8 protein-coding genes are annotated in these 10,810 nt (G+C 74.0%); 4 read left to right on the top strand and 4 right to left on the bottom strand.

The features are described 5' to 3' along the window. The 3 genes from AB0912_RS35400 to AB0912_RS35390 form a co-directional block, all read right to left on the bottom strand. Nucleotides 1-715, bottom strand: a 715-nt coding sequence (locus AB0912_RS35400; RefSeq protein ID WP_366707353.1) for a biotin/lipoyl-containing protein, incomplete at its 3' end; no start/stop codon positions are given. 130 nt (nucleotides 716-845) lie between these two features. Further along, nucleotides 846-2,234 carry a dihydrolipoyl dehydrogenase gene (gene lpdA, locus AB0912_RS35395; RefSeq protein WP_366707351.1) on the bottom strand — a complete coding sequence of 463 codons (1,389 nt, stop codon included), beginning with the start codon at nucleotides 2,232-2,234 and terminating at the stop codon, nucleotides 846-848. Between the two features lie 290 nt (nucleotides 2,235-2,524). Then, on the bottom strand, nucleotides 2,525-4,054 hold the full coding sequence (locus AB0912_RS35390; protein ID WP_366707349.1) for a leucyl aminopeptidase: 1,530 nt from the start codon (nucleotides 4,052-4,054) through the stop codon (nucleotides 2,525-2,527). Between the two features lie 347 nt (nucleotides 4,055-4,401). Between AB0912_RS35390 and AB0912_RS35385 the strand changes: the two genes are divergently transcribed. The 4 genes from AB0912_RS35385 to AB0912_RS35370 all read left to right on the top strand — a co-directional run bounded on the left by AB0912_RS35385 (nucleotide 4,402) and on the right by AB0912_RS35370 (nucleotide 10,591). Next, nucleotides 4,402-6,435, top strand: a complete 2,034-nt coding sequence (locus AB0912_RS35385; protein WP_366707347.1) for a hypothetical protein — start codon at nucleotides 4,402-4,404, stop codon at nucleotides 6,433-6,435. 124 nt (nucleotides 6,436-6,559) lie between these two features. After that, nucleotides 6,560-8,086: a GT4 family glycosyltransferase PelF gene (gene pelF, locus AB0912_RS35380; RefSeq protein ID WP_366707355.1), complete on the top strand. Its 1,527-nt coding sequence runs from the start codon at nucleotides 6,560-6,562 to the stop codon at nucleotides 8,084-8,086. Beyond that, entirely contained in the window at nucleotides 8,083-9,741 is a 1,659-nt protein-coding gene (locus AB0912_RS35375) for a hypothetical protein (protein WP_366707345.1), read from the top strand. The genes pelF and AB0912_RS35375 overlap by 4 nt, the downstream gene beginning before the upstream one ends. A 148-nt stretch (nucleotides 9,742-9,889) precedes the next feature. Beyond that, complete coding sequence (locus AB0912_RS35370; RefSeq protein ID WP_366707343.1) at nucleotides 9,890-10,591, top strand: spherulation-specific family 4 protein; 702 nt, start codon at nucleotides 9,890-9,892, stop codon at nucleotides 10,589-10,591. A gap of 21 nt (nucleotides 10,592-10,612) precedes the next feature. On the opposite strand, the gene AB0912_RS35365 is transcribed toward AB0912_RS35370, so the two are convergent. Further along, nucleotides 10,613-10,810: adenosylcobinamide-GDP ribazoletransferase (locus AB0912_RS35365; RefSeq protein WP_366707341.1), on the bottom strand; the 198-nt coding region annotated here is incomplete at its 5' end.

The following is a 10,810-nucleotide window of genomic DNA, read 5'->3' as shown; positions in this document are numbered from 1 at the left end:
GGGCCGGGGCGGGCTGCTCGGCGGGCGCGGGCTGCTCGGCGGGGGCGGCCGGAGCGGCCGGGGCCGCGGCGGCGGGAGCCGCGCCGGGAGCGCCGATCACGGCGAGCTTGGCGCCGACCTCGGCGGTCTCGTCCTCGCCGACCACGATCTCCAGCAGCACGCCGGCGGCGGGCGAGGGGATCTCGGTGTCGACCTTGTCCGTCGACACCTCCAGCAGCGGCTCGTCCTCCGCGACCTCCTCGCCGACCTCCTTCAGCCAGCGGGTCACGGTGCCCTCGGTGACGGACTCGCCGAGCGCGGGCAGGACGACGTCCGTGCCCTCGGCGGAACCGCCGCCGGACGCGGCCTCGGCGGTCGGGGCCGGCGCGGGCGCCTCGGCCTCGGCGGACGGGGTGGCCTGCGGGGCGGGCTCCGGCTCGGGCTCGGCGGCCGGGGCCTCCTCGGCGGCCGGAGCGGGGGCGGCGGCGGGCGCGCCCGTGCCGTCGTCGATGACGGCCAGCTCGGCGCCGACCTCGACGGTCTCGTCCTCGGCGACCTTGATGGAGGCGAGGATGCCGGCGGCGGGCGAGGGGATCTCGGTGTCGACCTTGTCCGTCGACACCTCCAGCAGCGGCTCGTCGGCCTCGACGCGCTCGCCCTCGGCCTTCAGCCAGCGGGTGACGGTGCCCTCGGTGACGCTTTCACCGAGCGCCGGAAGGGTTACGGAAACCGGCATGGTTTCTGTTGCTCCTTACGATGGGATCTCCCCTGCTCGAGCGGTGTCGAGAGCCTGGGGAAGGTGCGGAAGTCTGTGGTCGTCGTCGCGCCCTGCTCGACGCGGGTGACTGGGGCGGCCGGGCGGCCGGTCAGTCGTGCGAGTGCAGCGGCTTGCCCGCGAGGGCGAGGTGGGCCTCGCCGAGCGCCTCGTTCTGCGTCGGGTGGGCGTGGATGAGCTGGGCGACCTCGGCCGGCAGCGCCTCCCAGTTGTAGATCAGCTGGGCCTCGCCGACCTGCTCGCCCATGCGGTCGCCGACCATGTGGACGCCGACCACGGCACCGTCCTTCACCTGGACGAGCTTGATCTCGCCCGAGGTGCCCAGGATCTTGCTCTTGCCGTTGCCCGCCAGGTTGTACTTCAGAGCGACGACCTTGTCCGCACCGTAGATCTCCTTGGCCTTGGCCTCGGTGATGCCCACGGAGGCGACCTCGGGGTGGCAGTACGTCACCCGGGGGACACCGTCGTAGTCGATCGGGACGGTCTTCAGACCGGCCAGACGCTCCGCCACCAGGATGCCCTCGGCGAAGCCGACGTGCGCGAGCTGGAGCGTCGGGACCAGGTCGCCGACGGCGGAGATGGTCGGGACGTTCGTGCGCATGTACTCGTCGACCAGGACGTAGCCGCGGTCCATCGCGACGCCCTGCTCCTCGTAGCCGAGACCGGCCGAGACCGGGCCGCGGCCGACGGCGACGAGCAGCACCTCGGCCTCGAACTCCTTGCCGTCGGCGAGGGTGACCTTGACACCGTTCTGGGTGTACTCGGCCTTCGAGAAGAAGGTGCCCAGGTTGAACTTGATGCCGCGCTTGCGGAACGCGCGCTCAAGAAGCTTGGAGGAGTTCTCGTCCTCGAGGGGCGCGAGGTGCTTGAGGCCCTCGATGATCGTCACGTCGGAGCCGAAGGACTTCCACGCGGAGGCGAACTCCACGCCGATGACCCCGCCGCCCAGGATGATCGCGGACTGCGGCACGCGGTCCAGGACGAGGGCGTGGTCCGAGGAGATGATCCGGTTGCCGTCGATCTCCAGGCCCGGCAGCGACTTCGGCACGGAGCCGGTCGCGAGCAGCACGTGACGGCCCTGGACACGCCGGCCGTTCACGTCGACGGAGGTCGGGGACGACAGCCGGCCCTCACCCTCGATGTACGTCACCTTGCGGGACGCGATCAGACCCTGCAGACCCTTGTACAGACCGGAGATGACCCCGTCCTTGTACTTGTGGACGGCGGGTACGTCGATGCCCTCGAAGGTCGCCTTGACGCCGAACTGCTCGCTCTCGCGGGCCTGGTCGGCGATCTCGCCCGCGTGCAGCAGGGCCTTGGTGGGGATGCACCCCCGGTGCAGGCAGGTACCGCCGACCTTGTCCTTCTCGATCAGGGCGACGTCCAGGCCCAACTGCGCTCCGCGCAGCGCCGCGGCGTAACCGCCGCTACCACCGCCGAGGATCACTAGGTCGAAAACGGTGCTGGCGTCGTTCGCCACGTCACGTCCTCCATGCATGTGCGCCACGCCGGTCTCCAGTGACCGGTCGGCGGCTGGTGTCCGGCCGCTCTTCTTCGGCCCTGTGGTGGGGCCCTGTCCTGCCGAGAACCCATCTTCGCACCTGTCGGGGGCGAGCGAGACGCCGGGCCGGTGTGCGGGACGTCTGATCCATCACGTCGCGGGGGTGCGAGCCGGGGCGAACCCATGGATTTCGTCGACGGCGAACCGCTCGTACGGCCGGACGGGCGGCCCCGGGCGCGGACACCCGGGGCCGCCCGCGGGCCCCGGGCTCAGCCCAGGTCGCCGGCGGCGGTCAGCTCGGCGAGCCGCACCAGGGTGCGGACCGCGGAACCGGTGCCGCCCTTGGGGGTGTAGCCGAACGGACCGGCCTCGTTGAACGCCGGGCCTGCGATGTCCAGGTGCGCCCAGGTGATGCCCTCGCCGACGAACTCGCGCAGGAACAGGCCGGCGACCAGGCCGCCGCCCATCCGCTCGCCCATGTTGGCGATGTCGGCGGTGGGGGAGTCCATGCCCTTGCGCAGGTGCTCGGGCAGCGGCATCGGCCAGGACTCCTCGCCGACCTCCTCGGCCGCGTCGACGATCGCGGCGCGGAACGCGTCGTCGTTCGCCATCACGCCGAAGGTGCGGTTGCCGAGCGCGAGGACCATCGCGCCGGTCAGCGTCGCCACGTCGACGATCGCGTCCGGCTTCTCCTCGGACGCCTTCCACAGCGCGTCCGCGAGGACGAGCCGGCCCTCGGCGTCGGTGTTGAGGACCTCGACGGTCTTGCCGCTGTACATGCGCAGCACGTCACCCGGGCGGGTGGCGGAGCCGGACGGCATGTTCTCGGCGAGCGCGAGCCAGCCGGTGACGTTGACGTCGAGACCGAGGCGCGCGGCGGTGACGACGGCGGCGAACACGGCGGCGGCGCCGGCCATGTCGCACTTCATCGTCTCGTTGTGCCCGGCCGGCTTGAGCGAGATGCCGCCCGAGTCGTAGGTGATGCCCTTGCCGACGAAGGCGAGGTGCTTCTTGGCCTTCGAAGAGGTGTACGACAGCTTCACCAGGCGGGGACCGGCGGCCGAGCCGGCGCCGACGCCGAGGATGCCGCCGAAGCCGCCCTTGACGAGCGCCTTCTCGTCGAACACCTGGACCTTGATGCCGTGCTCCTTGCCGGCCGCGGTGGCGACAGCGGCGAAGGACTCCGGGTTGAGGTCGTTCGGCGGGGTGTTGACCAGGTCGCGGGCGCGGTTCAGTTCGTCCGTCAGCGCCGTGGCGCGGGCGACGGCCGCCTTGTACGCGGCGTCCCTGGGCTTCCCGCCGAGCAGCGCGACCTCGCCGAGCGGGCCCTTGCCGTTCTTCGCGGCGGCACCGTCCCGGCCGGACTCCTTGTAGGCGTCGAAGGCGTACGCGCCGAGGGCCGCGCCCTCGGCGAGGGCACCGGCGTCCGCGGCGTCCGCCACGGGCAGCGCGAACGCGGCCTTCCTGGCGCCGGCGAGCGCGCGGGCGGCGGCACCCGCGGCGCGGCGCAGCACCTCGGCGTCGAAGCCGTCACCCTCCTCCGGGAGCGCTCCCAGGCCCACGGCCAGCACGACGGGGGCCTTGAATCCGGAGGGCGCGGGCAGCTTGGTCACCTCGCCCTCGGAGCCCGAGGCGCCGAGGGTCTCCAGGATTCCGGCGAGCCCGCCGTCGTACGCCTTGTCCACGGCCTCGGCGCCCGGTGCGACGACCGGGCCCTTGGGGCCCTTCGCGACGCCGACGACGATCGCGTCGGCCCGCAGACCTGACGCCGCGGCGGTGCTGAGAGTGAGAGCAGTCACGGTGGTGAGATCTCCGCTTCCTTGAAAGTTCGTCTGGCCGAGAGAGGTGGGTCGACCGGGCCCGACGGCTGACCCTAGATCCGTCCTCGGGGGCGGTCCTTACCGGGGCCCCCGCCAGGGGCCGGGCAAGTACCCGGGACGAGCCTACGCTCGGGGCCGCGTTTCGCTCATTCCTGCGGGCGTTCACCTCCAGGTGGTGCCCTTGTCCGGTTCCCGCCCCTCACCCGTGGTCACCTGGGCAACACTCGTCGTGTTCCGGCGGGCCTGGTGTCCGCCGGTTCGCATGAATTCCACAGATCCCCCTCGGTTTCCACCGAAAAGGGGATCTCCGAGGGGGAGACACCGACATGGCACAGAGCGCACACCGCAGGAGAGCGACGGCCGCCGCCGTGGCGGCCGCCGGACTGCTGGCGCTGGGGGTGGGGGCACCCGGCGCGACCGCGGCGGCCACACCGCGCGTCGATCTCAAGGTCCTGGTCGTCGACAACGGCGCGGACCAGGTCGCGGCCGTCACCGCCGAGCTGAAGAACAGCGGCATCCCGTACACCCGGGTCGATCTCACCGACACCGGCCGCCCGAAGATCGACGCCGCCTTCCTGAGCGACACCGTCGGCGGCGCCCCGCGCGCCAAGTACCAGGGCGTGGTCCTGCCGAACGAGGCCCCGTTCGGCCCCGGCTCCGCCGAACAGACCGCCCTGGAGACGTACGAGAAGACCTTCGGGATCCCGCAGGTGGACGCCTACACCTGGGCGCACCCGGAGGTCGGCCTCGACTACACCGACCAGAACGGCGGCTGGTCCGGCGTCCTGGACGGCGCCCGCACCCAGCTCACCGCGGCGGGCACCGCGGGACCCTTCCGCTACCTCGACGGACCGCTCACCTTCGAGGACAACGACCCGGCGGTGGACGAGAGTTACGGCTACGCGGCGCACCCGAGGGAGGGGTTCACCAGCTATCTGGACGCCCCCACCGGCGGCACGCTGCTCGGCCAGTACGCGCACGACGGCCGCCGCGAACTCGTGGTGACCTTCGCCTACAACCAGTACCAGAAGCAGTTCAAGGTCCTCGCCCGGGGCATCGTGGAATGGCTCACCCAGGGCGTGCACCTCGGGCAGAGCCGGAACTACTTCTCCGTCCACGTGGACGACGTCTTCGCGCCCGACGCCCGCTGGGACTCCCTGCGCAACTGCACGCCCGGCGACATCGACTGCGCGGGCGGCGACGGCGAGGACACCACCACGCCGATCCGGATGACCGCCGACGACGCCGCCTACGCGGCCCAGTGGCAGGCCGCCCACGGCTTCACGCTCGACCTGGCCTTCAACGCGGGCGCGGGCGAGGAGTGGAAGAGCGAACACGGCGGCACCGACGCCCTCACCGCCCGGCTGCTCGCGGACCGCGCCAAGTACCGCTGGGTGAACCACACGTATACGCACCTCTTCCTCGGCTGCGCGCAGGACACCACGACCGTGCCGTGGAGCTGCTCGAAGAACGCCGACGGCTCGACCAGGTACATGAGCCGCGCCGACATCTCCGCGGAGATCTCCCAGAACAACTCCTGGGCCTCCTCGCACGGCCTGTCCACCGACCGCACCGAGCTGATCACCGGCGAGCACTCGGGCCTGCGGACGCTGCCCCAGCAGCCCGACGACAACCCGAACCTGGCGGGCGCCCTGTCCGCGAACGGCGTCAAGTGGACCGGCTCCGACAACTCCCGTGAACCCGCCCAGCGTTCGGTCGGCAGCGCGCTGACCGTGCCCCGCTACCCGATGAACGTCTACTACAACGCCGGCCGGGCCGAGGAGATGGCCGACGAGTACAACTGGATCTACACCTCCAAGGCCGACGGCGGCAGCGGCATCTGCGAGAACGACGCGACCTCCACCTGCCTGCCCGCCCCGCTGGACACGGCCACCGGCTACGCCGACCACATCGTGCCGCTGGAGGCGCGCACCGCGCTCGGCCACGCCATCGGCAACGACCCGCGCCCGCACTACGTCCACCAGTCCAACCTGGCCGAGGACCGCATCCTCTACCCGGTCCTGGACAAGGTCCTCGCCGACTACCGGGCCCTCTACGCCGACAACGCCCCGCTCCAGAACCCCCGGCAGAGCGCCATCGGCACCGAACTCCAGCGCCGTACGGCCTGGCAGGCGGCGCTCGCCGGCGGCAAGGTCACGGCCTACCGGGTCGGCAACACCGTCACCGTCACGGCGCCGTCCGGCACCTGGATCCCGGTGACCGTGCCCGAGGGCACCAAGAAGCAACTCCTCCTCGGCACCGCCACGTTCGGCACCGCCTACGCCGGCCGGCGCAACGACTGGACCACCCCGGAAGCCCTGCAGTCCGCGCTCAAGCTGAACCTGCCCGCCTCCTCGTAGCGAGGCAGTCTCGCGGCACCACGCGCACCCCGGTCCGACCGGCCGGGGTGCGCGTGCGAGCCGTGCAACCGGAGGGCCGGGGGTGCCCTCCGGACGGAACCGTCCCAGGGGGGAACCGCGCGTGATGCGCACCGGCCGTCATGTCACCATGCTCACCGAAGGCACCTATCCGCACGTCCACGGCGGGGTCAGCACCTGGTGCGACCAGCTCGTCAAGGGCATGCCCGAGGTCGACTTCCATCTCGTCTCGCTCACCGGCAGCGGCCGGGAACCCGTCACCTGGGAGCTGCCGCCCAACGTCTACCGGCACACCGCGGTGCCGACCTGGGGCCCCCGGCCCGGCCGCACCCGGGCACCGTCCGGCCGCGCCCGGCGCCGCTTCACCGACACCTACGAGCGGTTCCTGCTCGCCTTCCTCGACCCGCGCCCGGACCGCGCCGGGGACTTCGGCGAGGCCCTGTACGAACTGGCCGTCCTCGCCCGCGCAGGACGCCTCTCCGCCGCCCTGCGCGGCGAGGCGGCACTGCGCTCCCTGATGTGGATCTGGACCCTGCCGCATCTGCCCACCGCCGCCGCCGGGCCCACCGTGCACGACGCGCTCACCGCCACCGACCTGCTGGAACACGCGCTGCGCCCGCTCGGCGTCCGCGTCCCCGAGGACTCGGTCGCCCACGCGGTCAGCAGCGGCCTCGCCACCCTGCCCGCGCTCGCCGCCCACCACCTGGACGGCGTCCCCTTCCTGCTCACCGAGCACGGCATCTACCTGCGCGAGCGCTACCTCGGCTACCGCGCCGCCGAACAGCGCTGGCCCGTCAAGGCGTTCATGCTCGGCTTCTACCGCGAACTCAACTCCCTGGGCTACCGCGCCGCCGACCTCATCACCCCCTGCAACCAGTACAACCGGCGCTGGGAGGAGCGCGGCGGCGCCGACGGGGACCGGATCCGCACCGTCTACAACGGCGTCGACCCGCACGCCTTCCCGCACGCCGGAGCCGAACCCGCCGTGCCCACCCTCACCTGGTGCGGCCGGGTCGACCCCATCAAGGACCTGGAGACCCTGCTGCGCGCCTACGCCATGGTGCGGGCCGAACTCCCCGACACCCGGCTGCGGTTGTTCGGTCCGGTGCCCCCGGGCGGCGAGGCCTACCGGACCGGGCTGGAGAAGCTCGCCGCCGAACTCGGGGTCACCGACGGCCTCACCTTCGAGGGCCGGATCAGCGAGGTGTGGCGGGCCTACGCGGCCGGGCACGTCGTCATGCTCTCCTCCATCTCCGAGGGCTTCCCCTTCTCCGTCATCGAGGCCATGTCCTGCGGCCGTACGACCGTCTCCACGGACGTCGGCGGAGTCCGCGAGGCGGTCGGCGACACCGGCATCGTCGTCCCGCCGCGCGAACCCGAGAAGATGGCCGCCGCCGCCCTCACCCTGCTCCGCGACGACGAACGGCGCGCGGAACTGGGCGAGTCGGCCCGGCAGCGGGTCATCGACCGGTTCACGCTGCGCCGTTCGGTCGACGCCTTCCGCACGATCTACCAGGAACTCGCGGGCCGGCCCGCCGTGTACGAGCCCACCGTCGAGACCGTCGCCGACTGGACCCTCGAACTCCGCGACCCCTGGTACCAGGCCGCCGCCACCGACGGGACCGGCCGGTGAGCGACACCCTGCGCCCGCCCGGCGCCTTCGAGGACGTCGAGGACCCGCTCCCCGCGCTGCCGGCCCAGCGCCGCTCCCCGGGCTGGGCGCGCCCCGACCCCATCGACGAACTCGCCGGCCACATGGCCGAGTTCGTCGCCGCCGCCGTCCATCCCGATGAGGTGGCCGCCGCCCTGGAGTCGGACGGCCTGTCGGACGATCAGATACGCGAGCGGTACGGCGTGCGCGACTCCTTCGCGCTCGCCGAGGAGCTGTACGGCCGGGTCGTCCGGCGCCACCCCGAACCGGCGGCGCCGCCCCACGACCCCTGGCGGATCGGCCTCCTCGGCTGTCTGCTGCGGGGTGTCGTCTTCGCCCTCCCGGGCCTCGGCTACGTCCTCGCCGGACCGCTGCTCGCGGGCCCGCCCGGCGCGTTCGGGCTTCCGGCCGGCACCGTGCCGCTGCTCGCGGGCGCGCTGTGCGGCTGGGCCTGGAACCAGGGGCTCGCGTACCGCGCGTACACCTGGCTCGGCCTCGGCGACCGGGCGGCGGCGCGCCGCGCGCTGCTCGTCGGCACCCCGGCGGGCGTGCTGCTCGGCTCCCTGGTGGCCCTCGCCGCGGCGGGCGCCGCGCGGCCGGGCGCCGCCGTCGTCTTCGCCGCCGGACAGTCCGCCTACCTGGGCGCGGCCACCGTCCTGCTGGTGCTGGGCCGCGAACGGCTCCTGCTCGCCGCCCTGACCCCCATGACGGCGGGCGCCCTCACCACGGCCCTCCACCCCCTGCCCGCCCCGGCCCGCACGGCCCTCCTCCTGGCCTCCCTCGCCGCGGTCGCCCTTCTCGCCCTCCGCGAGGTGACCCCGGAGGCGTGGAAGGGGGCCCGGCCCTGGAGACGCGGCACGCACCGGCCCGCCGGGCCACGCGGGGCAAAGGCCGCCGGCCCCGGGGCGCGTGAAACTGGCCCCTCCGGGCGCGCCGGCGTGCCCCGCCCGGCCTCCGTGGGCCGGCCCGTGGCCGGGGGCCGGGCCATGACGTCCGCCCGCCCCCGTGTCCTTGGCCGGTTCCGCCTCCGGCGGAGCACCAGCACCTCTCGGCGGGCCGCCGGGACCCTCTCGTACGCCCTGTTCGGGCTCGGCAGCGGGGTCCTCGTGCTGTACGCGGGACTCGGTGACACCCTCGCGGGCGGGCCCTCCGCGACGGTCGCCGCACCGGCCGCCGTCGCGCTGACCCTCAGCATGGGGCCGGCCGAGTGGCTGCTGCACCGGTTCCGCGGCGGGACTCTCGCCGGGCTGCGGGCCGGCGGTTCGGTGCGGGCCTTCCGGCGGATCACCGGCGGTGTCCTCGTCCGGTGCCTCGCCGCCTACCTCGCCGCGCTGCTCGCCCTCACCCTCGGCACCTCCGCCCTGTGGCCGCACCCGGGCGCCGCCCCGGACGCGGTACGGCTCGCCGGGCTGCTCCTGCTGGGCGTGGTGCTGTGGACGGGGCTGCTGCTCCAGTCCTTCGGCGCGGTCACCGGCACGGCCGTCGTCGCCTGCGCCGCCGCGCTCGCCCAGACCATCGCCCTGGCCACCCACTCCGGCACCCCGAACCGGACGGCCCTGCTCGTCTACGGGACGGCGGCCATCGCCCAGACCACGCTGGCCTGCACCCGACTGCGCCGAGCCACGGCCCACCGATGACCCCGGCCAGCACCCGCCCTCGGAAGAGGGCCCGCCGGTGATCCCGCCTCGGCCTTTCTTACGGACCCGGCGCCCCGGCCTTACGGACCCGGCGCTCCGGCCCCTCCCGTACGGCCCGGACTCTCGACCCCCGGAGGAGATCCCGCCCATGAGCCCGCCCCCGCCGACCCCTGCCCTGTCTCACGGACCCGGCGCGCCGGCCGCCCCCCGCACCGCCCGGAATCTGCTCGTCCCCTACTACGAGCACCCCCTCGTCCGGCCCGCCGAGTGGGAGGCGCTGCTCGCCGTCGCTCCGCGGCTGTACGGAGTGGTGCTGAACCCGGCCAGTGGGCCCGGCGAGGCCCCCGACCCGGCGTTCGCGGCGGTGGGCGCCCGGCTGCGCGCGGGGGGCGCGCGGGTGCTCGGGTACGTCGACACGGACTACGGGCGCCGGCCCCTCGCGGATGTCCTGCGGGACGTGTCGCTGCACGGCTCCTGGTACGGCACCGACGGCACCTTCCTCGACCAGGCCGCCGCCACCGAGGCCGGGGTGGACTACTACCGGCGGCTCGCGGCGGCCACCCCGGAGACGCTCGTCCTCAACCACGGGACGACCCCGCACCCCGCGTACGCCCGGCTCGCGGACGTGCTCGTCACCTTCGAGGGCACCTGGGCCGACTACCGCAGGAAGGCGCCGCCGTCCCGGACCGGGGCGGGAGCCAGCCTGTGCCATCTCGTCCACGGGGTGCCGGCCGGCGTCGATCCGGCGGCCCTGGTCCGGGAACGCGGGGCCGACCTGTACTGCGCGGTCCCCGGCGCCGGCGACCATCCCTGGGGCACCCTGCCGCACGGCCTGGCACCGGCCCCGTAAAGGGCGCCCGGCGCCGGGGCGTCAGCCGAGGGCGAGCACCACCAGCGCGGTGGTGGCGGCCGTCTCGGCGAGCCCGCCGAACACGTCGCCGGTGACGCCCCCGAGGCGGCGCGTGCAGTGCCGCAGCCACAGCTCGGCGGCCCCGCACGCGGCGGCCACCGCCACCGCCGCCCGCACCAGTCCGGCCACCCCCAGGAGCGCCCCGGCCCCCGCCGCCAC

This window comes from Streptomyces sp. NPDC007084, assembly GCF_040703595.1.
Lineage (GTDB): Bacteria > Actinomycetota > Actinomycetes > Streptomycetales > Streptomycetaceae > Streptomyces.
Note: the sequence above shows the minus strand (reverse complement) of the source record. Positions and strands in the feature narration are given on the sequence as shown.

What these genes read in the sequence shown, in the direction of transcription:
- AB0912_RS35385 (WP_366707347.1), top strand. Translation starts at nt 4,402, where the DNA reads ATGGCACAGAGCGCACACCGCAGGAGAGCGACGGCCGCCGCCGTGGCG.
- AB0912_RS35370 (WP_366707343.1), top strand. Translation starts at nt 9,890, where the DNA reads ATGAGCCCGCCCCCGCCGACCCCTGCCCTGTCTCACGGACCCGGCGCG.
- pelF (WP_366707355.1), top strand. Translation starts at nt 6,560, where the DNA reads ATGCGCACCGGCCGTCATGTCACCATGCTCACCGAAGGCACCTATCCG.